18 protein-coding genes are annotated in these 21,481 nt (G+C 64.3%); 15 read left to right on the top strand and 3 right to left on the bottom strand.

Annotation, left to right across the window (positions count from 1 at the left end; genetic code table 11):
- Positions 1-55: 55 nt before the first annotated feature.
- The 3 genes from mmsB to chvE all read right to left on the bottom strand — a co-directional run bounded on the left by mmsB (position 56) and on the right by chvE (position 3,934).
- Positions 56-1,267: a multiple monosaccharide ABC transporter permease gene (gene mmsB / locus CSQ92_RS23270; protein WP_034783824.1), complete on the bottom strand. Its 1,212-nt coding sequence runs from the start codon at positions 1,265-1,267 to the stop codon at positions 56-58.
- Positions 1,257-2,798, bottom strand: a complete 1,542-nt coding sequence (gene mmsA, locus CSQ92_RS23265) for a multiple monosaccharide ABC transporter ATP-binding protein (RefSeq protein WP_070258325.1) — start codon at positions 2,796-2,798, stop codon at positions 1,257-1,259. The genes mmsB and mmsA overlap by 11 nt, the downstream gene beginning before the upstream one ends.
- 113 nt (positions 2,799-2,911) lie before the next feature.
- Positions 2,912-3,934, bottom strand: a complete 1,023-nt coding sequence (gene chvE / locus CSQ92_RS23260; RefSeq protein ID WP_223278970.1) for a multiple monosaccharide ABC transporter substrate-binding protein — start codon at positions 3,932-3,934, stop codon at positions 2,912-2,914.
- A 429-nt stretch (positions 3,935-4,363) separates the two neighbouring features.
- Here chvE and CSQ92_RS23255 point away from each other — a divergent pair, with 429 nt between their 5' ends.
- The 15 genes from CSQ92_RS23255 (at position 4,364) to gabD (ending at position 21,477) form a co-directional block, all read left to right on the top strand.
- The gene (locus CSQ92_RS23255) at positions 4,364-5,521 is read left to right on the top strand and encodes a fumarylacetoacetate hydrolase family protein (protein ID WP_099395518.1); all 1,158 of its coding nucleotides are present in this window, start codon (positions 4,364-4,366) and stop codon (positions 5,519-5,521) included.
- A gap of 28 nt (positions 5,522-5,549) precedes the next feature.
- Positions 5,550-6,317, top strand: a complete 768-nt coding sequence (locus CSQ92_RS23250) for an SDR family NAD(P)-dependent oxidoreductase (protein WP_034783816.1) — start codon at positions 5,550-5,552, stop codon at positions 6,315-6,317.
- On the top strand, positions 6,314-8,101 hold the full coding sequence (locus CSQ92_RS23245) for an IlvD/Edd family dehydratase (protein WP_099395517.1): 1,788 nt from the start codon (positions 6,314-6,316) through the stop codon (positions 8,099-8,101). The genes CSQ92_RS23250 and CSQ92_RS23245 overlap by 4 nt, the downstream gene beginning before the upstream one ends.
- A gap of 153 nt (positions 8,102-8,254) precedes the next feature.
- On the top strand, positions 8,255-9,229 hold the full coding sequence (xylF, locus tag CSQ92_RS23240) for a D-xylose ABC transporter substrate-binding protein (protein WP_099389834.1): 975 nt from the start codon (positions 8,255-8,257) through the stop codon (positions 9,227-9,229).
- Positions 9,230-9,349: 120 nt separating this feature from the next.
- The gene (xylG, locus tag CSQ92_RS23235; RefSeq protein WP_099395516.1) at positions 9,350-10,921 is read left to right on the top strand and encodes a D-xylose ABC transporter ATP-binding protein; all 1,572 of its coding nucleotides are present in this window, start codon (positions 9,350-9,352) and stop codon (positions 10,919-10,921) included.
- The gene (locus tag CSQ92_RS23230; RefSeq protein ID WP_034783811.1) at positions 10,918-12,060 is read left to right on the top strand and encodes a sugar ABC transporter permease; all 1,143 of its coding nucleotides are present in this window, start codon (positions 10,918-10,920) and stop codon (positions 12,058-12,060) included. The genes xylG and CSQ92_RS23230 overlap by 4 nt, the downstream gene beginning before the upstream one ends.
- 188 nt (positions 12,061-12,248) lie before the next feature.
- Positions 12,249-13,448: a XylR family transcriptional regulator gene (locus CSQ92_RS23225; RefSeq protein ID WP_099395515.1), complete on the top strand. Its 1,200-nt coding sequence runs from the start codon at positions 12,249-12,251 to the stop codon at positions 13,446-13,448.
- Positions 13,445-14,212: an aldose epimerase family protein gene (locus tag CSQ92_RS23220; RefSeq protein ID WP_143450419.1), complete on the top strand. Its 768-nt coding sequence runs from the start codon at positions 13,445-13,447 to the stop codon at positions 14,210-14,212. Before CSQ92_RS23225 ends, CSQ92_RS23220 begins: the two co-directional genes overlap by 4 nt.
- 84 nt (positions 14,213-14,296) lie before the next feature.
- The gene (locus tag CSQ92_RS23215; RefSeq protein WP_099395513.1) at positions 14,297-15,310 is read left to right on the top strand and encodes a 2-dehydro-3-deoxygalactonokinase; all 1,014 of its coding nucleotides are present in this window, start codon (positions 14,297-14,299) and stop codon (positions 15,308-15,310) included.
- The gene (araD, locus tag CSQ92_RS23210) at positions 15,307-17,037 is read left to right on the top strand and encodes an L-arabinonate dehydratase (protein ID WP_099395512.1); all 1,731 of its coding nucleotides are present in this window, start codon (positions 15,307-15,309) and stop codon (positions 17,035-17,037) included. Before CSQ92_RS23215 ends, araD begins: the two co-directional genes overlap by 4 nt.
- A 16-nt stretch (positions 17,038-17,053) precedes the next feature.
- Entirely contained in the window at positions 17,054-17,947 is an 894-nt protein-coding gene (locus CSQ92_RS23205; RefSeq protein WP_099395511.1) for an SMP-30/gluconolactonase/LRE family protein, read from the top strand.
- 13 nt (positions 17,948-17,960) lie between these two features.
- Positions 17,961-18,614, top strand: coding sequence for a bifunctional 2-keto-4-hydroxyglutarate aldolase/2-keto-3-deoxy-6-phosphogluconate aldolase (locus CSQ92_RS23200; RefSeq protein ID WP_099395510.1), 654 nt, complete (start codon positions 17,961-17,963; stop codon positions 18,612-18,614).
- Between the two features lie 66 nt (positions 18,615-18,680).
- The gene (locus tag CSQ92_RS23195; RefSeq protein WP_099395509.1) at positions 18,681-19,103 is read left to right on the top strand and encodes a CoA-binding protein; all 423 of its coding nucleotides are present in this window, start codon (positions 18,681-18,683) and stop codon (positions 19,101-19,103) included.
- The gene (locus CSQ92_RS23190) at positions 19,100-19,942 is read left to right on the top strand and encodes a PPK2 family polyphosphate kinase (RefSeq protein ID WP_070279946.1); all 843 of its coding nucleotides are present in this window, start codon (positions 19,100-19,102) and stop codon (positions 19,940-19,942) included. The genes CSQ92_RS23195 and CSQ92_RS23190 overlap by 4 nt, the downstream gene beginning before the upstream one ends.
- Before the next feature lie 80 nt (positions 19,943-20,022).
- Positions 20,023-21,477, top strand: coding sequence for an NADP-dependent succinate-semialdehyde dehydrogenase (gene gabD / locus CSQ92_RS23185; RefSeq protein ID WP_099395508.1), 1,455 nt, complete (start codon positions 20,023-20,025; stop codon positions 21,475-21,477).
- The last annotated feature ends 4 nt before the right edge of the window (positions 21,478-21,481 follow it).

Genomic DNA, 21,481 nt, shown 5'->3' with positions numbered 1-21,481 from the left:
CAATGAAAAAGGCCGGCGCAAGCGCCGGCCAGAGCCCCCTAAGGCTCGAACCGGTCTACTTGTTCTTGTTGATCACGTCGATGAAGACGGCCGCCAGCAGCACCAGGCCCTTGATCACCTGTTGGTAGTCGATGCCGATGCCCATGATGGACATGCCGTTGTTCATCACGCCCATGATGAAGGCGCCGATCACGGCTCCCATCACCTTGCCCACGCCGCCCGAAGCCGAGGCGCCGCCGATGAAGCAGGCGGCGATCACGTCCAGCTCGAAACCCGTGCCGGCCTTCGGCGTGGCCGTGTTCAGGCGCGCCGCGAAGATCAAACCGGCCAGCGCGGCCAGCATGCCCATGTTGACGAAGGTGTAGAAGCTGACCCGTTCCGTCTTGATGCCGGACAGGCGCGCCGCCTTCTCGTTGCCGCCCACGGCATACACGCGCCGGCCCAGCACGGTGCGGTTGGTAATGAAGGTGTAGGCGACGATGAGCAGCGACATCACGGCCAGCACGTTGGGAAAGCCGCGGTACGACGCCAGCAGGTAGCTGAAATACACCATCACGGCGGCGAAGATGGCGTTTTTCAGCAGGAAGAAGGCGCGCGGTTCGTTTTCCATGCCGTGCTTCAGTTGCTTGGCGCGGCTGCGCAGCGAGGTGATAATCAGCGCCGCGGCGGCGATCACGCCCAGCAGCAATGACAGGCCGCGCAGGTTTTCGCCGCCGAACGGGTCGGGCAGGAAGCCCGAACTGAGCATCTGGAAGCCTTCCGGGAAGGGGCCGACCGACTGGCCCGCCAGCAGGGCCAGGGTCAGGCCCTTGAACACCAGCATGCCGGCCAGGGTGACGATGAAGGACGGGATTTTAAAGAAGGCGACAAAATAGCCTTGCGCGCCGCCGATGACGGCGCCGGCCAGCAGGCAGATGATGCTGGCGGCGACAAAATTCATGTTGTAGTTGACGATCAGGACGGCCGCCAGCGCGCCGACGAAGCCGACCACCGAGCCGACGGACAAATCGATATGGCCGGCCACGATGACCATCAGCATGCCCAGCGCCATGATGACGATGTAGCTGTTTTGCAGCACCAGGTTCGTCAGGTTGAGCGGCTGCATCAGGGTGCCGTCGGTCATGTACTGGAAAAAGCCCATGATGACGATCAGGGAAAGCAGCATGCCGTAGTCGCGCATATTGTTCTTCAAAAAGCCGGCATAGCTTTTCGCTTGCGGCGCCGCGGCTGGCGTTGCTGGCGCTCCTGCTGTCAATTTATTGTCCATTGTTTTCTCCGTGTGTAACGATCGCGCGCATGATTCGCTCCTGCGATGCTTCTGCCGCGCTCAGTTCTGCCGCGAAGCGGCCTTCGTTCATGACATAGATCCGGTCGCACATGCCCAGCAATTCCGGCATTTCCGAGGAAATCATGATGATGCATTTGCCTTCGGCGGCCAGCTCGCTGATGATGCTGTAGATCTCGTACTTGGCGCCCACGTCGATGCCGCGGCTCGGTTCATCGAGGATCAGGATGTCGGGGCGCGAAAACAGCCATTTCGCCAGCACCACTTTCTGCTGGTTGCCGCCGGACAGGTTGACCACCTTCTGCGCCACGCTCGAGCAACGGGTCTTGAGCTTGCGGCGGAACTCCTCGGCCACGCCGAATTCACGCTGCTCGTCGATCACCATGTGCTTTGAAATCGCGTCCAGGTTGGCCAGGCTGGTGTTCTTCTGGATGTCTTCCTCGAGGATCAGGCCCAGGCCCTTGCGGTCTTCCGTGACATACGCGAGGCCGTGGGCGATCGCCTTGCCGATGGTGCTGACGTCGATTTCCTGGCCATTCTTGAGCACCGTGCCGCTGATGCGCTGGCCGTAGGCGCGGCCGAAAATGCTCATCGCCAGTTCCGTGCGCCCGGAGCCCATCAAGCCGGCGATGCCGATGATCTCGCCCTTTTTGGCATGCATGTTGATGCCCTTGATGACGGGGCGGTCGGCATGCTCGGGATGGAACACGCGCCAGTCGCGCACTTCGAAAATGGTCTCGCCGATGGTGGGCGTGCGCGGCGGATAGCGGTCGGCCATCTCGCGCCCGACCATTTTTTCGATGATGCGGTCTTCGCTGACGGCGTCGATGCGGCAGTCGAAACTGTCGACCGTGTTCCCGTCGCGCAGCACCGTGATGGCATCGGCGACCCGTGAAATTTCATTGAGCTTGTGCGAGATCAGGATCGAGGCGATGCCCTGGGCTTTCAGGCCCAGCAGCAGGTCGAGCAGGGCCGCGCTGTCGCTTTCGTTCAGGCTGGCCGTCGGCTCGTCGAGGATCAGCAGCTTGACGTCCTTGCACAGCGCCTTGGCGATTTCGATCAGCTGCTGCTTGCCCACGCCCAGGTTCGTGATCAGGGTGTCCGGGGACTCTTTCAGACCGACTTTGTGCAGCAGTTCGCGCGTCTTCGCTTGCGCGTATTCCCAGTCGATGACGCCCATGTGGGCCGGCTCGTTGCCGAGGAAGATATTCTCGGCGATCGACAACTGGGGCACCAGCGCCAGTTCCTGGTGGATGATGATGATGCCGATTTCTTCGCTGTCCTTGATGCCGCGGAAGTGCCGCGTCTGGCCCAGGTAATCGATGTCGCCCGTATAGCTGCCATGGCCGTAGACGCCGCTCAGCACTTTCATCAGTGTGGATTTGCCGGCGCCGTTTTCGCCGACGATGGCGTGGATCTCGCCGCTGCGTACCCGCAGGTTGACATTGTCGAGCGCAACGACGCCCGGGAATGTTTTGCGTATCCCGCGCATTTCCAGGATAGTGTTCGTCATATAACCTCTCTGGCACGGCCGCGCTGGTCGGCATCGGTCGTGCGGCAGTCTTGTTCTTGATCGTGCATGAAGCGAAAGGCCCGGCAGCGCCGGGCCTTCAGTACCTTGGATGCTTATTTCACTTGCGCTTCCGTGTAGTAGCCGCTGCCGGTGACGAGCACTTGCTTCCAGTTCGCCTTGTCGACGGTGACGGGTTTGAGCAGATAGGACGGCACGACTTTCACGCCGTTGTTATAGGTCTTGGTATCGTTGACGGTCGGCGTCTTGCCGCTCATCATCGCGTCAACCATGTTCGCCGTCACCTTGGCCAGTTCGCGCGTGTCCTTGAACACGGTCGATGCCTGTTCGCCGCGGATGATGGATTTCACCGACGGGATTTCCGCATCCTGGCCCGTCACGACGGGGAAGGGCTGTTTCGGCGTGCCATAGCCGACGCCCTTGAGCGAGGACAGGATGCCGATGCTCAAGCCGTCATACGGCGACAGCACCGCGTCGACGCGCGCATTGCCGTAGTAGGCGCTGAGCAGGTTGTCCATGCGCGCCTGCGCCACGGCGCCATCCCAGCGCAGGGTGGCGACCTTTTCCATGCCCATCTGCTTCGAGCGCACCACCAGCTTGCCGCTGTCGATGTACGGTTTCAGCACCGACAGCGCGCCGTTGTAGAAGAAGTGCGCGTTGTTGTCGTCGGCCGAGCCGCCGAACAGTTCAATGTTGAACGGGCCCTTGCCTTCCTTGAGTTTCAGCGCCGATTCGATATAGCCCGCTTGCAGCACGCCGACCTGGAAGTTGTCGAAGGTGGCGTAGTAATCGATGTTTTTCGTGCCGCGGATCAAACGGTCATACGAGATGACCTTGATGCCCTTGTCGGCCGCCTTTTGCAGCACGTTCGACAGGGTGGTGCCGTCGATGGCGGCGATCACCAGCACCTTGGCGCCCTTGGTGATCATGTTTTCCACCTGCGCCAGCTGGTTCGGGATATCGTCGTCGGCAAACTGCAAGTCCGTCTTGTAGCCGCGCTCCTTGAACACCTTGACCATGTTGTCGCCATCGGCGATCCAGCGCATGGACGATTTGGTTGGCATCGAGATGCCGATCGCGCCCTTGTCGGCGGCGCTTGCCACGGGCATTACCGCCATGCCGGAGATGGCCAGCGCCAGGCTCGCGGTCAGCATTTTCATTGTTGTTTTCATTTCAGGTCTCCACCGTCTTCGATAGTTGAATGTGCCAGGGCCGTCGTCCAGTGGGCGGGCTCCGTGCGGATGGCCGATTGCAGGCCACGGCTGATACTAGTTTGTCCATCCATCCCTCACCAATCACTTTTTTCGCATTGGCGATATCCAAAACGGTATCGATAAGCCAATTGATGCAATGCGCCATTGCGCGCCTTCCCGCCTGCTGGCAGGGCGGAAACGGGGGCCGGTCGGCGGCTTTTTTTGGTGCACTGCAATACCAATAATCATCATTCAATTTGGTGATTTTCGTAATTGCGGCGATACAGGGCGGCGCGCAGAATCGGTCCGAACTTGAAGACCAGCCATCCCGTCACGACCTTTTGAAAGCTTGCCATGCAGCCGATTTCTCCCGCCTCCCTGTTGCCCGCCGACCTGGCGCAGGCTCTCCTCATCGGCCGCATCTGGCGTGACGGCCCCTGCGTCGTCGCCGTGCGTGGCGGCGAGGTGGTCGACATCACGCAGACGGTGGCGACGGTGGCCGAGCTGTTCGAGCGCAGCGATGCGCTCGATATCGCCCGCCATGCACCCGGAATCGCGCTTGGCTCCGTGCAGGCCCTGCTGGAGCAGGCGCTGGCCGCACCGGCAGGCGAGCTGCTGCTGGCGCCGTGCGACCTGCAGGCCGTCAAGGCCTGCGGCGTGACCTTCGCCGTCAGCCTGCTCGAACGGGTGATCGAGGAACAGGCGGGCGGCGACGCGGCGCGCGCGGCGAGCTTGCGCGCTGCACTGCAAATGACCCTGGGCGGCGACTTGTCGGCATTTAAGCCCGGCTCGGACGCGGCGCAGCGCCTGAAACAGCAGTTGCAGCAGCGCGGCGCCTGGTCGCAATACATGGAAGTGGGCATCGGCCCCGATGCGGAAGTGTTTACCAAGGCGCAGCCGATGTCGTCGGTGGGCTGCGGCGCGCAGGTGGGCTTGCTGCCATCGTCCGCCTGGAACAACCCGGAGCCGGAGATCGTCCTGGCCGTCAACAGCCGCGGCGAGGTGCTGGGGGCGACCTTGGGCAACGACGTCAACCTGCGCGACATCGAAGGGCGCAGCGCCCTCTTGCTGGGTAAGGCCAAGGACAACAACGGTTCCTGCGCCATCGGCACCTTCATCCGCCTGTTCGACGAACACTTCACGCTCGACACCGTACGCCAGGCGGAAGTGTCGCTGCTGATCGAGGGCGCGGACGACGGCTTTGTGCTCGAAGGCGCCAGCTTCATGCGCGAGATCAGCCGCGACCCGCTGGACCTGGTGCGCCAGACGGCAGGCCAGTACCACCAGTACCCGGACGGTTTCATGCTGTTCCTGGGGACCATGTTCTCGCCCGTGAAGGACCGCGGCGCGCAAGGCGGCGGCTTTACGCACCACCTGGGCGACCGCGTCACCATCGCCAGCGCCGCGCTGGGCGCGCTGGTCAACGAAGTGCAGCGCTGCGATGCGATTACTCCCTGGACGTTCGGCGTGCGCGCGCTGTACCGGAGCCTGGCGCAGCGCGGCCTGATCTGATTTCCCAATTCCTATAACGAGAGACACCATGCAACATGCAATCTATCCCAGCCTGGCAGGTCAGCGCGTCGTCATCACGGGCGGCGGCACCGGCATCGGCGTGGCCATCGTCGAAGCGTTCGCGCGCCAGGGCGCCCACGTCACCTTTCTCGATATCGCCCGCGAGGCGTCGCTGGCGCTGCAGGAAAAGCTGGCCGACCTGCCGCAGCCGCCCGTGTTCCGTTATTGCGACCTGACGGACCTGGGCGCCCTGGCCGCCACCTTCGCCGAGATTGAGCACAGCGCGGGCGCCACGGATATCCTCATCAACAACGCGGCCAATGACGACCGCCACCAGTTACAGGACGTCACACCCGCCTACTGGGATGAGCGCATCGCCGTCAACCTGCGCCACCAGTATTTCTGCGCCCAGGCAGTGGCGCCGGCCATGCGCGCCAAGGGGGGCGGCGTAATCCTCAACCTGGGTTCGATTTCCTGGCACCTGGCGCAAGCGAGGCTGTCGATCTACATGACGGCGAAAGCCGGCATCGAGGGCTTGACGCGCGGCCTGGCGCGCGACCTGGGTGTCGACGGCATCCGCGTCAATTGCATCATTCCCGGCGCCGTGCGCACGCCGCGCCAAGAGCGGCTGTGGCATACGCCGGAGGCGGAAGCCGTGATCCTGCAGGGACAATGCCTGCAACTTCGCGTGGAGCCGGAAGACGTGGCGGCGCTGGCGCTGTTCCTCGCGTCGGACAACGCGGCCAAGTGCGCCGGACGCGAATACTACGTCGACGCAGGCTGGTACGGCGCATGAGCATTCCCGCCCAACCCCAGGCGCGGCGCTTCCGCTCGCAGGACTGGTTCGACAATCCCGAGCATATCGACATGACGGCGCTGTACCTGGAGCGCTTCATGAACTACGGCATCACGGCAGAGGAGCTGCGTTCGGGCCGGCCCATCATCGGTATTGCGCAAAGCGGCAGCGACATCAGTCCCTGCAACCGCATCCACCTGGAACTGGCCCAGCGCGTGCGCGACGGCATCCGCGACGCGGGCGGCATCCCGATGGAATTCCCGCTGCATCCGATCTTTGAAAACTGCCGCCGTCCCACGGCCGCGCTGGACCGCAACCTGGCATATCTGGGCCTGGTGGAAATCCTGCATGGCTACCCGATCGACGCCGTGGTGCTGACGACGGGCTGCGACAAGACGACGCCGGCGCAATTGATGGCCGCCGCCACGGTGGACATTCCCGCCATCGTGCTGTCGGGTGGCCCCATGCTCGACGGCTGGATGGACGGTGAATTGGTGGGTTCCGGCGCCGCCATCTGGAAAGGCCGCCGCCAGCTGTCCGCCGGCTTGATCGACAACGAAAAATTCCTGCAGATCGCAGCCGCCTCGGCGCCGTCGGCCGGCCACTGCAACACCATGGGCACGGCATCGACCATGAATGCGCTGGCCGAGGCGCTGGGCATGTCCCTGACGGGCTGCTCGGCCATCCCCGCGCCGTACCGCGAGCGGGGCCAGATCGCCTATGAAACGGGGCGCCGCATCGTCGGCATGGCGCATGACGACGTGCGCCCGTCGAGCATCCTCACGCGCGAGGCGTTTTTGGACGCCATTATCGTCAACGCGGCCATCGGCGGCTCCACCAACGCCCAGCCGCACCTGATGGCCATGGCGCGCCATGCAGGCGTGGCATTGCATTCGAGCGACTGGATGGCGCACGGCTATGACGTGCCGCTGCTGTTGAACATGCAGCCGGCCGGGAAGTATCTGGGCGAGCGCTTCCACCGCGCCGGCGGCGTGCCGGCTGTGATGTGGGAGCTGCAGCAGGCGGGCTTGCTGCACACCGAGCGCTTGACGGTCACGGGCCAGAGCATGGCGCTAAACCTGGCGGGCCGTGAAAGCGCTGACCGCGAGATGATCCGCCCGTTTGCGGCGCCATTGAAGGAAAAGGCCGGTTTCATGGCCTTGCAGGGCAACTTGTTCGATTTTGCCATCATGAAGACCAGCGTGATCTCGCCCGCTTTCCGCGAGCGCTACCTGTCGCGTCCCGGCAGCGAAGGCGTATTCGAAGCGCGCGCCATCGTCTTTGACGGTTCTGCCGATTACCACGCGCGCATCAATGACCCGGCGCTCAATATCGACGACAGCTGCATGCTGGTCATGCGCGGCGCAGGTCCCGTGGGCTGGCCCGGTTCGGCCGAAGTGGTCAACATGCAGCCGCCCGATGCGCTCCTCAAGGCCGGTATTTTGAATCTGCCGACCCTGGGCGACGGGCGCCAGTCGGGCACTTCGGACAGCCCGTCGATCCTGAACGCGTCGCCGGAAAGCGCCGTGGGTGGCGGCCTGGCGCTGCTGCGCACGGGCGACATCATCCGCGTGGACTTGAGCGCGGGCCGGTGCGACATGCTGGTCGATGCTGACGAACTGGCGCGCCGCGCCACGGCGCTGCCGCCGCCTGTCAACGACAGCGCCACGCCGTGGCAGGAAATCTACCGCGCCAGCGTGGGCCAGCTGGAAACGGGCGCCTGCATGGAGCTGGCGCTGAAATACCGCGCCGTGGGCCAGACCCTGCCGCGCCACAACCATTAGCAGGCAGGTCGGGGTAGGTCGGGTTAGCGCTCCGCGCGTAACCCGACACCACCACAGACATAAAATTTTTCAGCAGTACCCCGTAGTGAAAAAACGTTGTTAATAAAATCCACAAGGAGACACACAATGAACAAGATCATCAGTGCAGCCATCATGACCGCCATGCTGGCATTGAGCAGCAGCGCCGCTCTGGCCGATGCGAAAAACCCGAAGATCGGCTTTTCCATCGACGATTTGCGCGTGGAACGCTGGACGCGCGACCGCGATTTCTTTATCGCCGCCGCCGAAAAGCAGGGCGCCAAGGTCTTCGTGCAGTCGGCCGACGCCAGCGAGCAGCGCCAGATTTCGCAGATCGAAAACCTGATCTCGCGCGGCGTCGACGTGCTGGTGATCGTGCCGTTCAACGCGACAGTGCTCAACAACACCGTCAAGGAAGCGAAAAAGGCCGGCATCAAGGTGCTGTCGTATGACCGCCTGATCCTGAATGCCGATATCGACGCGTATATCTCGTTCGACAACGAGAAAGTGGGCGAAATGCAGGCCGAGGGCGTGACCAAGCTGCAGCCGAAGGGCAATTACTACCTGCTGGGCGGCTCGCCGACCGACAACAACGCCAAGATGCTGCGCGAAGGCCAGATGAAGGTGCTCAAACCGTTCATCGACAAGGGTGACATCAAGATCGTCGGCCAGCAGTGGGTGAAGGACTGGAGCGCCACCGAAGCGCTGTCCATCGTGGAAAACGCGCTGACGGCCAACGGCAACAAGATCGACGCCATCGTCGCCTCGAACGACGGCACGGCCGGCGGCGCCATCCAGGCCCTGGCCGCGCAAAAGCTGGCCGGCAAGGTGCCGGTCTCGGGCCAGGACGCCGATCTGGCGGCGGTGAAACGCGTCATCGCCGGCACGCAATCGATGACCGTCTACAAACCCCTGAAAACCATCGCTTCGGAAGCGGCCAAACTGGCCGTGCAACTGGCGCGCAATGAAAAGCCGGCCTACAACTCCAGCTATGACAACGGCCTGAAAAAGGTCAGCACGGTGCTGCTGAAGCCTACGCCGCTGACCAAGGCGAACGTGAACATTCTCGTCGACGATGGGTTCTATACCAAGGCGCAACTCGGTAATTGATCGCCTGTGTCATGTCGGGTTACGCGCCATGCGCTAACCCGACCTACCCTTTTTTACCGGTAGGTCGGATCAGCGTAGCGTAATCCGACATTTTTCCCCGTATCAGCAACGAGAGCAAGAATGTCCGACTATCTGCTTGAAATGAAAGGCATCGTCAAACAGTTTGGCGGTGTCCGCGCGCTTGACGGCATCGACCTGCAGGTGCGGGCCGGCGAGTGCATCGGCTTGTGCGGCGAGAATGGCGCCGGCAAGTCGACCCTGATGAAGGTGCTGTCCGGCGTGTACCCGCACGGCACCTGGGAGGGCGACATCCTGTGGGATGGCCAGCCCCTGCGCGCGCAATCGATCCGCGACACGGAAGACGCGGGCATCATCATCATCCACCAGGAACTGATGCTGGTGCCGCAGCTGTCCGTGGCCGAAAATATCTTCATGGGCCGCGAGCTCACCCTGCCCGGCGGGCGCATGCATTATGCGGCCATGTACAAGCGCGCCGACGAGCTGCTGCGCGAACTGAAAATTCCCGAACTGAACGTGGCGCAGCCCGTGATGAATTACGGCGGCGGCCACCAGCAACTGGTGGAAATCGCCAAGGCGCTCAACAAGAATGCGCGCCTGCTGATCCTCGACGAGCCGTCGTCGTCGCTGACGGCGTCGGAAATCGCCGTGCTGCTCGATATCCTGCGCGCATTGAAGGCCAAGGGCGTCACCTGCATCTATATTTCGCACAAGCTCGATGAAGTGGCGGCCATCTGCGACACCATCGTCGTCATCCGCGACGGCAAGCACATCGCCACCACGCCGATGGCGCAGATGAGTGTCGAACGCATCATCGCGCAGATGGTGGGCCGCGAAATGAGCCAGCTGTATCCGCAGCGCGCGCAGCCGCCGGCCATTGGCGAGGTGCTGTTCGAGGCGCGCCACGTGACCTGCATCGATGCCGACAACCCGCAGCGCAAGCGGGTCGACGATGTGTCATTCACCCTGCGCAAGGGCGAGATCCTCGGCATCGCCGGCCTGGTGGGGGCGGGGCGCACGGAGCTCGTCTCGGCCCTGTTCGGCGCATACCAGGGGCCGTGCCAGGCCGAAGTGTGGCTCGATGGCCGGAGAATCGATACCCGCTCGCCGCAAAAGGCCATCGCCATGGGCCTGGCCATGGTGCCGGAAGATCGCAAGCACCACGGTATCGTGCCCGACCTCGACGTGGGGCAGAACATCACCCTGGCCGTGCTGGAAGAATTCGCGCGCGCCACGCGCATCGATGGCGAAGCGGAATTGACGGCCGTGCGCGGCGAGATCGCCCAGCTGGAACTGAAGGCGGCCAGCCCTTCGCTGCCCATTACGAGCCTGTCGGGCGGCAACCAGCAAAAGGCCGTGCTGGCCAAGATGCTGCTGACGCGCCCGCGCGTGCTGATCCTCGACGAACCCACGCGCGGCGTGGACGTGGGCGCCAAATATGAAATCTACAAATTGATGCTGGCGCTGGCCGACCGGGGCGTGGCCATCATCATGGTCTCGTCGGAACTGGCCGAAGTGCTGGGCGTGTCCGACCGCGTGCTGGTGATGGGCGAAGGCCGCCTGCGCGGCGACTTTATCAACGATGACCTGAGCCAGGAAACCGTGCTGGCGGCGGCGCTGGACCAGCGTCCGGCACCCGCCGCCAGCACCGCAAACAAGGAACCCGCAGCATGAAACCGCACAGTATCAAACAGCTGTTCACCCAATACAAGATGCTGGCCCTGCTGATCGCCGTGGCGCTGATCTGGGCCTTCTTTTCGTGGAAGACGGAGGGCAGTTTCCTCACGCCGCGCAACCTGTCGAACCTGCTGCGCCAGATGTCCGTCACCGGCATCCTCGCCTGCGGCATGGTGCTGGTGATTATCGCCGGCGAGATCGACCTGTCGATCGGCTCCCTGCTGGGGCTGCTCGGCGGCATCGCCGCCGTGCTGGACGTGACGCAGCACTGGCCGCTGGCCCTGAACCTGGCGGCCGTACTCGGCTGCGGCCTGGTGATCGGCTTGCTCAACGGCTACCTGACGGCCTACCGGGGCATCCCCTCCTTCATCGTGGGACTGGGCGGCATGCTGGCGTATCGCGGCATCCTGCTGGGCATCACGGGCGGCATCACGATCGCGCCCGTCTCCGAGCCGATGGTCTACCTGGGGCAGGGCTATCTGCCCGCCGTGCCCGGCATCGTGCTGGGCATCGGCCTGTTCCTGCTGGCCGCCTTCCTGACGTGGCGCGCGCGTGCCAGCCGCGCACAGCATGGCTTGCCGCAGACGGCGCCTTGGGCCGACGGCTTGCGCCTGGCCGTCATCGGCGCCGTGCTGTATGCCTTCGTGCAAACCCTGAACGGCTATGAAGGCATCCCGCTGCCCGTGCTGTTGCTGCTGGCCTTGCTGGGACTGTTCAGCTACATCACCAGCCAGACCGTGTTTGGCCGGCGCATCTACGCTGTCGGCAGCAATATGGAAGCGACGCGCCTGTCCGGCATCAACGTGAAAGCCGTCAAGCTGTGGATCTTCGGCATCATGGGCCTGATGTGCGCGCTGGCGGGCCTGATCAACACGGGCCGCCTGGCGGCCGGTTCGCCCTCGGCCGGCACCTTCAGCGAACTCGATGCGATTGCCGCCTGCTTCATCGGCGGCACCTCGATGCGCGGCGGCTCGGGCACCGTGTACGGCGCCCTGATCGGCGCGCTGGTGATGGCCAGCCTGGATAACGGCATGTCCATGCTGGACGTGGACACCTACTGGCAGATGATCGTAAAAGGCAGTATCCTCACCCTCGCCGTGTGGGTCGATGTCAGCACCCGGGCCGGACGCAGATAGCGTGGACCCTCGACAAACCTACTGCGCGCACCACTATCGCCTCTGCGTTGCTCAGCGTACCTTTGTACGCTTGCGCTACTCAAGACGATATTGGACCGCTCGCTACGGTTTTTCGAGGCCCCGAAAGGCCTGACTACGTCGTGCGGCCAGAGATACTTCTTTGGCCGCCACATGGAGGAGACACCTGCATGAAACTGCCGACCGCGCACCGGATCGCGCTGCTTTTCAATGGCAACAAGATCTATGACCGCGACATCATCGCCGGCATCGCCGCCTACCTGAACACCACGCGCGTGTCCTGGGACCTGTTCCTGGAAGAGGACTTCCGCTGCCGCCTGCCGGGCATCGAACGCTGGCAGGGCGATGGCATCATCGCCGATTTCGACGATCCCGCCGTCTGCGCGGCGCTGGCGCACAGCCGCCTGCCCGTGGTGGCCGTCGGCGGCTCGTACGCAAAGGAGGAGGGCTATCCGGCCAATATTCCCTATGTGGCGACCGACAATTTCAAGATCGTCAAGCTGGCCTATGAACACCTGGTGGAAGCGGGATTGAGCCGCTTTGCCTGTTTCAGTCTGCCCGAGGCCGATGTCAACCGCTGGGCGCAGGAGCGCGAAACGGCATTTTGCGCCTTGATGGAGCGCGACCATATGCGCGCCGACGTGTACCGGGGCGTCGCCACCAGCGCGCCCTCGTGGGACGAAGCGGTGGAGCAGCAGATCGCCTGGCTCAACAGCCTGGAAAAACCTGTCGGCATCATCGCCGTCAGCGACGCGCGCGCGCGCCAGCTGCTGCAGGCATGCATGCATGCCGGGATCGCCGTGCCGGAGCAAGTGGCCCTGATCGGCATCGACAACGACCCGCTGGCGCGCATGCTCACGCGCATTCCATTGAGTTCCGTGATCCAGGGCACGGAGGAAATGGGCCGCACGGCGGCGCATTTGCTGCACCAGATGTTGAATGGCGCGCGCCTGTCCGGCACGCGCATCCTCGTGCCGCCGGCCGGCCTGAACGTGCTCGCTTCCACGCGCCACCAGCCCTTCCAGCATCCGCAGGTGATGCAGGCGCGCCACTTCATCCGCCAGTACGCCTGCCAGGGCATCAAGACGGAGCAGGTGGCCGATTACGTGGGGGTCTCGCGCTCCTCGCTCGAAGCGCACTTCCGCCACGAGCTGGGGCGCAGCGTGCACGATGAAATCCTGCATTTCAAGCTCGATGCGGCCAAGACCCTGCTGGCGCGCGGGCCGGGGCAGGTGGCCGAGGTGGCCGTGCGTTGCGGCTTTACCACGGTGCAGTACATGCATGCCGTCTTCAAGCGCGAACTCGGTTGCACGCCGCGCGAATTCCAGCAGCGCAGCCGGCCGCCGCCAGCGCCCGGGCCGGCGCCATGATGCATCTGCTGCGCAATGCGCGCGGCATGTGCGTGGCCATCGACGCGCACGATGCCAGCGTGCGGGCCTGGTGGGCGCCCGACCGCTATGGCCGTCTGGCCGATGTGCTGGGCGCGGTGCCCCCGGCGGCGCGTGCGTCCATGGGCTGGCAGGGCGCAGCGCCAAACGACGGCCACTTGCGGCTGCACCTGGCGCAACATGGTCTGTCAGTGCGCCTGGCCTACCGGCTTGACGACGATGGCAGCCTGCACCTCGATTGCGCCGCCACGGCCGAGGCGGCTTCCCGTTTCTCTCTTGCCGCGCCCCTGTTCAATCTGCAGGGCGGCCGTGCCGGCGTGGGCGACCATGTACTGCGCCTGGCCGCCGACCGCTACCGGCCCGGCGGCTGCGCGGGCGACGCTCCGCTCGATGTGGCGGGCAGCGCATTCGACTTCCGTCACGCGGCGCCGCTCGCTTCGCGCCTGGCCTGGCCCGCGCTGGCGCAATCGCCGGGATTCCGGCATGACTTTTACTGGACGGGCAGCGGCCAGATGCGCGAGGCGGCGCGGGTTGCCGACCCCGCGTCGGGCCGGGTCTTGCGTTTTTCCAGCACCCAGGACAGCTGCCATCTGTATTCCGACGCGCGCTGTTTTTCCCTGCTGGCGCAGGGCGTGCAACTGCAGCCGGGAGAGGCGAGGCGCTTCAACCTTGCCTACCGTTTGGGCGTGCAGGATATCGATGCGTTTGACATATCCGAACCGGTATCAATGATGTCAAATAAGTGATTGGTCAGATATGCGGGGCAGTTCTACCATGGGGTAGTTTTTCCCTCATTTATTTTTGTCCTGACCGACGCTGCGAACCTGCCCATGAACATACTCACCATCGATGCCGGCACTACCAATACGCGTACCTTGCTGTGGCGCGCGGGCGCCGTCGTCGCCCAGGCGCAGCTGGAAACGGGCGTGCGCAATACCGCCATCGATGGCCATAACGGCGCGCTGAAACAGGCGCTGCGCGACACCATCGCCAGCGTGCTGGCCAGTGCCGGCATCGCGCCATCCGAGGTGGACCTGGCGCTGGCGTCTGGCATGATCACTTCGCCCATGGGCGTGCGGGAGGTACCGCATTTGCCGGCGCCTGCCGGCCTGGCCCAGCTGGCGCAAGGCATGCAGGCGGTGGACTTGCCCGACGTGCTGGCGCAGCCCCTGTGGCTGATTCCCGGCGTGCGCAACCAGCATGGCGCCGTCGGCCTGCATAACGTCGAAGCGATGGATATGATGCGCGGCGAAGAGACGGAAGTCGTCGCGCTGCTCGAGCGCCTGCAGTTGCGGGGCGCGGCGACCCTGATCATGCCCGGCTCGCATACCAAACTGATCAGCGTGGACGAGCAGCGCCGCATCCTCGGCTGCAGCACCACCATCGCGGGCGAGCTGCTGCAGGCGATCACGCAGCACACCCTGATCAAGCAATCGGTCGACGGCGGATTTGCGCAGACCCTGGTGCCGAAAATGCTGCTGGCCGGCGCGGCCGCGGCGCAAAAAACGGGGCTGGCGCGCGCCTGCTTCAGCGTGCGCACCCTGGGCCAGTTCAGCGCTGTCGAATGCAATGAGCGGGCCAATTTCCTGATGGGCGCCGTCCTCAGCGGCGACCTGCTGGCGCTGCGCAACAGCACCGCCATCCAGATGCGGCCCGATACGCCGCTCGTCATTACTGGTAAACCCATGCTGCGCCAGGCGCTCGGGCTGCTGATCGAAGAACACGGATTTTTTTATGGCAAGCGCATCATCGTCGACGACCAGCAGCAAGACTATCTGGCCGGTCACGGTGCGCTGCTGATCGCCGCCGCGCGCGGCTTGATTTCCCCGCAGGAGACAGTATGAGCAGCAACAAGAACAAGCGTCCCTTGCGTTCGCAAGCGTGGTTTGGCGGCGACGACAAGGACAGTTTTATTCACCGCAGCTGGATGAAGAACCAGGGCTACCCCAGCGACGCCTTCGATGGCCGTCCCGTCATCGGCATCTGCAATACCTGGTCCGAGCTGACGCCCTGCAATGGCCATTTCCGCGACCTGGCCGAGATGGTCAAGCGCGGCGTGCTCGAAGCGGGCGGCTTTCCCGTCGAATTTCCCGTCATGTCGCTGGGCGAGACGAATCTGCGCCCGACGGCCATGCTGTTCCGTAACCTGGCCAGCATGGACGTGGAAGAATCGATCCGCGCCAACCCGATCGACGGGGTGGTGCTGCTGACGGGCTGCGACAAGACCACCCCGGCCCTGCTGATGGGCGCGGCCAGCGTGGACTTGCCGACCATCGTGCTGTCGGGCGGTCCCATGTTGAACGGGAATTACCGCGGCAAACCGATCGGTTCGGGCACGGACGTATGGAAGTTTTCCGAAGACGTGCGGGCAGGGCGCATGAGCTCAAACGAATTCAAGCAGGCCGAATCGTGCATGTCGCGCTCCGCCGGTCACTGCATGACGATGGGCACGGCTTCCACCATGGCCAGCATGGTCGAAGCGCTGGGCGTGACCCTGCCCGGCAACGCGGCCATTCCCGCCGTCGATGCGCGCCGCAAGCTGCAGGCCCAGCTGACGGGTCGGCGCATCGTCGACATGGTGCATGAAGACCTGAAACTGTCGCAGATCCTCACGCGCGAAGCGTTTGAAAACGCCATCATGGTCAACGGCGCCATCGGCGGCTCGACCAATGCCGTGATCCACCTGCTGGCCATCGCCGGGCGCATCGGCGTGGACATGCGCCTGGGTGACTGGGACCGCCTGGGCCGCGACATTCCCTGCCTGCTGAACCTGATGCCGTCGGGCCAGTACCTGATGGAAGATTTTTACTATGCGGGCGGCCTGCCCGTGATCATCCGTGACCTGCTGGGCAAATTGCATGGTGAGGCGCTCACCGTCACGGGCGCCAGCATGGCCGTCAACGTGGCCGAAGCGGAAAATTTCAATCCCGAGGTGATCACGCCGCTGGCGCAGCCCTTCAAGGACGAAGGCGGCATCGCCGTCCTGCATGGCAACCTGGCCCCGCGCGGCGCCGTCATCAAGCCGTCGGCCGCTTCGCCGGAACTGATGCAGCACCGTGGCCGCGCCGTCGTCTTCAACAGTATCGAGCATTATAAAAAGCGCGTCGACGATCCCGCGCTCGATATCGACGCCAGCTGCGTGATGGTGCTGCAAAATTGCGGCCCGCAGGGCTATCCGGGCATGGCGGAAGTGGGCAATATGGGACTGCCGAAAAAACTGCTGGAGCAGGGCGTGCGCGACATGGTGCGCATCTCGGACGCGCGCATGAGCGGCACGGCCTACGGCACGGTGGTGCTGCACGTGGCGCCGGAAGCGGCCGTGGGCGGGCCGCTGGCATTGGTGCGCGATGGCGACATGATTGAACTGGATGTGGCGGGGCGCCGCTTGCACCTGGACGTCGACGAGGCCGAACTGGCGCGGCGGCGCGCCGAGTGGAGCGCGCCGCCGCCGGCCATGAAGGGCGGCTACCAGTCGATGTATATCAAGCACGTGACGCAGGCCGACGAAGGCGCGGACCTGGACTTTCTCGTCGGCTGCCGCGGCTCGGCGGTTCCGCGCGAATCACACTGAAAAACAAGGAAAAATGATGGGGACACAGGCCCAACTACTGGTCGATGCGCAGCACTTCCTGGGCGAGGGCGTGCGCTGGTGCGAACGCAGCGGCCGCGTTTTCTGGACGAATATCGAAGGCTGCCAGCTGCATGCGCTGGTGCTGGACACGGGTGAGCGCCAGAGCTGGGCCATGCCCGAGCGCCTGGCCTGCTTCGCGCTGACGGATAGCGACGATGTGCTGTTGCTGGGACTGGCTTCGGGACTGGCCTGGTTTGACGCGCGCAGCGGGGCCGTCACGCGCTTGCACACGGTGGAGGGGGACTTGCCCATGACGCGCCTGAACGATGGCCGCTGCGACCGCCAGGGACGCTTTGTCTTCGGCACGCTCGATGAACGCCCGTGCCGCGATGCGATCGCCAGCTTCTATCGCCTCAACCTGGACTTGACCCTGGAGCGCTTGCCACTGCCGCAGATCGCCATCTCGAACAGCATCTGCTTCAGTGTCGACGGCACGGCCATGTACTTCTGCGATTCGATGAAAAAGGCGATTTATCGCTGGGATGATTACCTGGGGGGCGACGCCAGCCGGGTGCGCGTGTTTGCCGTGCTCGATCCGGGGCCGGGCGCCGCCGACGGCGCCACCATCGACGCGGATGACTACCTGTGGAGCGCGCAGTGGGGCGCCGGCAGGGTCTTGCGCTTCGCGCCGGACGGCAGCGTCGAGCGCAAGATCAGCCTGCCCGTCTCGCAACCCAGCTGCGTGAGCCTGGGCGGCCCGCACTACGACGAATTGTTCGTCACGACGGCGCAGGAGAGCTTGACCCCGGCCCAGCTGGAGAGCGAACCGCTGGCCGGGGGATTGTTTCATGCGCGCCAGGTGGGCGTGCGCGGTTTGCCGGAAGTGCGCTTTGGCGCCCTGCCGGCCTGACAGGAGAGAGCAAATGCAGAAGCACACGGTTTTCGAGGGCATTATCGAACGGGGCATGGTCGGCATCGTGCGCGCCTCTTCGGCGCAGGCGGCCGTGCAGATTGCCGAGGCATGTATCGCCGGCGGCATCACGGCGCTGGAAGTGGCGTTCACCACGCCCGATACCCTGGGCGTGCTGCGCACCCTGCGCGAACGCCATGGTGATGACGTGCTGCTGGGCGCGGGCACGGTGCTCGATACGGAGACGGCACGCGCCGCCATCCTGGCCGGTGCCCAATTCATCATCTCGCCCGGCGTGAACGTGGAGACCATCACGCTGTGCCAGCGCTACCAGGTGCTGTCCATGCCGGGGGCGATGACGCCGACGGAGATCGTCACGGCCCTGCAGGCCGGCGCCGACATCGTCAAGGTCTTCCCCGCCGAGATGTTCGGTCCCGCCTACATCAAGGCCCTGCGCGCCCCTCTGCCGCAAGCGCCGCTGATGCCCACGGGCGGCGTGACGGTGGAAAACCTGCATGCCTGGTTTGCCAGCGGCGCCGTGGCCGTGGGTATCGGCAGCAGCCTGAGTGGCCCGGGCGCCACGGGAGATTACGCGGCCGTGACGGCGCGCGCGCAAGCCTTCGTGGCGAAGATGGCGGCCGTGCGTAAGGCTAAGTCTTCTGGCTAGCTCCCGGCGGGACGGGAATCTGCTACGCTAGGCGGGCAATGTCGCACGCCTAACTACGATCCGAATATGCCCAACATCGCCCGCATCCTGCAAAACAGCCGCATCATCGCCATCGTCGGCATGTCCGACAAGCCCGAACGCGCCAGCCATGAAGTGGCCGACTACCTGCAGCAGCAGGGCTACCGCGTATTGCCCGTCAATCCGGCTCTCGCCGGGCGCGATGTGCTGGGGCAACGCGCCTATGCCACCCTGACGGAGGCTGCGGCAGCCGTGGCGCCGGCGCGCATCGACATCGTCGATTGCTTCCGCAAATCGGCGGACATCCTGCCCATCGCCGAGGAAGCCATTGCCGTCAAGGCCGGCTGCCTGTGGCTGCAGCTCGATGTCGTCAACGAACAGGCGGCGCAGCTGGCGCGGGCGGCGGGGCTGGAGGTGGTGATGGACCATTGCACAAAAATCGAGCACCGCAAGCTGGCGGTGGCGGCATGAAGGCGCGCACACAATTTCGTGCCGGCAAGGATTTTGAGCTGAACGAGGATTTCGCCGGCAAGCGCCTGTTGGGCGCCGCCACCAAGGCGGCGAACAAGAAGCTGACGGCAGCCCAGTGCAAGGCCCTGGACCGCGAGGAAACCGTGGCCCTGACGGCGCAGATCGCCGAGTGCCAGAGCATGCTGTATGCGCAGCACAAAAAGAAGGTGCTGCTGGTCTTGCAGGGCATGGATACGTCAGGCAAGGATGGCACGGTCAAGGCGATCTTCAGCAACATCAATCCGATGGGCATCCGCGCCGTGGCGTTCAAGGGGCCTACCGATATCGAACTGGCGCACGATTACCTGTGGCGCGTGCACCAGCACGTGCCCGTCAAGGGCGAGATCGCCATCTTCAACCGCAGCCATTACGAGGATGTGCTGATCACGCGCGTGCAGGACATGATCGACAAGGCCGAATGCCAGCGCCGCTACGCGCAGATCCGCGATTTCGAGCGCATGCTGAGCGAAACAGGCACCGTCATCCTGAAAATCTTCCTGCATATCTCGAAGGACGAGCAGCGCGGACGGCTGCAGGAGCGGCTCGACGATCCCGACCGCCAGTGGAAGTTCGACCCCAACGATATCGCCCAGCGCAAGAAGTGGGATGGCTACCAGCGCGCCTATGAAACGGCGATCCGCGAGACGGATGCCGATCACGCGCCGTGGTACGTGGTGCCATCGAACTCCAAGACGCAGCGCAACCTGGTGGTGGCGTCCCTGCTGCTGGAAACCCTGCAGGGCATGAAGCTGGAATACCCGGCGCCGGACCCGAAACTGTCGTCTTTCAAGGTCGAGTAGTTCCGCGCATCGCCTGCGGAATCGGCCGCGCTGTGGCATAGTATCCCTCGTCGATAATTCAAACCAGACCGGAGATCCATATGCTGCAGTTGAAAGATCCTACCTTGTTGCGTCACCAGGCTTACGTGAATGGAGCCTGGGCGGATGCCGATGGTGGCCAGACGATTAATGTGAGCAATCCCGCCACGGGCGAGCATATCGGCACGGTGCCCCTGATGGGCGCAGCCGAGACGCGCCGCGCCATCGAGGCGGCCAATGCCGCCTGGCCCGCCTGGCGCAAGAAGACGGCCAAGGAGCGCGCGGCCGTGCTGCGCCGCTGGCATGACCTGATCCTGGAAAACGCCGATGACCTGGCGCTGATCATGACCACCGAGCAGGGCAAGCCCCTGCCGGAAGCGAAAGGCGAAGTGCAGTTCGGTGCCTCGTTCATCGAGTGGTTTGCGGAAGAAGGCAAGCGCGTGGCGGGCGATACCCTGCAATCGCCGTGGCCTGACCGCCGCCTGGTCATCACCAAGGAGCCGATCGGCGTATGCGCCGCCATCACGCCGTGGAACTTCCCCGCCGCCATGATCACCCGTAAAGTCGGCCCGGCCCTGGCCGCCGGCTGCCCGATGGTCCTGAAACCGGCCGAAGCGACGCCGTTTTCCGCGCTGGCGTTGGCCGTGCTGGCCGAGCGCGCAGGCGTGCCTGCGGGCGTGTTCAGCATCGTCACGGGCGCGCCGAAAGACATCGGCGGCGAAATGACGTCGAACCCCATCGTGCGCAAGCTGACGTTCACTGGCTCGACCCAGGTGGGCCGCCTGCTGGCGGAACAGTGTGCGCCAACGATCAAGAAACTGTCGCTGGAACTGGGTGGCAATGCGCCATTCATCGTCTTCGACGACGCCGACCTGGACGCCGCCGTGGAAGGCGCCATCGCCTCGAAATACCGCAATGCGGGCCAGACTTGCGTCTGCGCCAACCGCCTGTACGTGCAGGACAGCGTGTATGACGCGTTTGCCGACAAGCTGGTGGCCGCCGTGGCCAAGCTGAAGGTGGGCAATGGCATCGAGGCAGGCGTCACGCAAGGCCCGCTGATCGACGCCAAGGCCGTCGCCAAGGTGGAAGAACACGTGGCCGACGCGCTGGGCAAGGGTGGCCGCCTGCTGGCCGGCGGCAAGCGCCATGCGCTGGGTAACGGCTTCTTCGAGCCGACCATCATCGCCGATGTGACGAACGACATGCGCGTGGCGACAGAGGAAACCTTCGGCCCGCTGGCACCCCTGTTCCGCTTCAAGGCGGACGATGAAGTGATCGCCCTGGCCAACAACACGGAATTCGGCCTGGCCGCCTACTTCTATTCGCGCGACATCGGCCGCATCTGGCGCGTGGCCGAAGGCCTGGAAACGGGCATGGTCGGCGTCAACACGGGCCTGATCTCGAACGAGATCGCGCCCTTCGGCGGCGTCAAGCAATCGGGCCTGGGCCGTGAAGGGTCGACCTACGGTATCGAAGATTATTTAGTCATTAAATACATCTGCATGGGCGGTATTTAAGGTC

This window comes from Janthinobacterium sp. BJB446, from assembly GCF_002735655.1.
Lineage (GTDB): Bacteria > Pseudomonadota > Gammaproteobacteria > Burkholderiales > Burkholderiaceae_D > Janthinobacterium > Janthinobacterium lividum.
Note: the sequence above shows the minus strand (reverse complement) of the source record. Positions and strands in the feature narration are given on the sequence as shown.

Coding starts and splice junctions, on each gene's coding strand:
- CSQ92_RS23195 (WP_099395509.1), top strand. CDS start 18,681: ATGCCCAACATCGCCCGCATCCTGCAAAACAGCCGCATCATCGCCATC.
- xylF (WP_099389834.1), top strand. CDS start 8,255: ATGACCGCCATGCTGGCATTGAGCAGCAGCGCCGCTCTGGCCGATGCG.
- CSQ92_RS23230 (WP_034783811.1), top strand. CDS start 10,918: ATGAAACCGCACAGTATCAAACAGCTGTTCACCCAATACAAGATGCTG.
- CSQ92_RS23200 (WP_099395510.1), top strand. CDS start 17,961: ATGCAGAAGCACACGGTTTTCGAGGGCATTATCGAACGGGGCATGGTC.
- xylG (WP_099395516.1), top strand. CDS start 9,350: ATGTCCGACTATCTGCTTGAAATGAAAGGCATCGTCAAACAGTTTGGC.
- CSQ92_RS23225 (WP_099395515.1), top strand. CDS start 12,249: ATGAAACTGCCGACCGCGCACCGGATCGCGCTGCTTTTCAATGGCAAC.
- CSQ92_RS23245 (WP_099395517.1), top strand. CDS start 6,314: ATGAGCATTCCCGCCCAACCCCAGGCGCGGCGCTTCCGCTCGCAGGAC.
- mmsB (WP_034783824.1), bottom strand. CDS start 1,267: ATGGACAATAAATTGACAGCAGGAGCGCCAGCAACGCCAGCCGCGGCG.
- CSQ92_RS23215 (WP_099395513.1), top strand. CDS start 14,297: ATGAACATACTCACCATCGATGCCGGCACTACCAATACGCGTACCTTG.
- CSQ92_RS23190 (WP_070279946.1), top strand. CDS start 19,100: ATGAAGGCGCGCACACAATTTCGTGCCGGCAAGGATTTTGAGCTGAAC.
- mmsA (WP_070258325.1), bottom strand. CDS start 2,798: ATGACGAACACTATCCTGGAAATGCGCGGGATACGCAAAACATTCCCG.
- araD (WP_099395512.1), top strand. CDS start 15,307: ATGAGCAGCAACAAGAACAAGCGTCCCTTGCGTTCGCAAGCGTGGTTT.
- CSQ92_RS23250 (WP_034783816.1), top strand. CDS start 5,550: ATGCAACATGCAATCTATCCCAGCCTGGCAGGTCAGCGCGTCGTCATC.
- chvE (WP_223278970.1), bottom strand. CDS start 3,934: ATGGCGGTAATGCCCGTGGCAAGCGCCGCCGACAAGGGCGCGATCGGC.
- CSQ92_RS23205 (WP_099395511.1), top strand. CDS start 17,054: ATGGGGACACAGGCCCAACTACTGGTCGATGCGCAGCACTTCCTGGGC.
- CSQ92_RS23220 (WP_143450419.1), top strand. CDS start 13,445: ATGATGCATCTGCTGCGCAATGCGCGCGGCATGTGCGTGGCCATCGAC.
- CSQ92_RS23255 (WP_099395518.1), top strand. CDS start 4,364: ATGCAGCCGATTTCTCCCGCCTCCCTGTTGCCCGCCGACCTGGCGCAG.
- gabD (WP_099395508.1), top strand. CDS start 20,023: ATGCTGCAGTTGAAAGATCCTACCTTGTTGCGTCACCAGGCTTACGTG.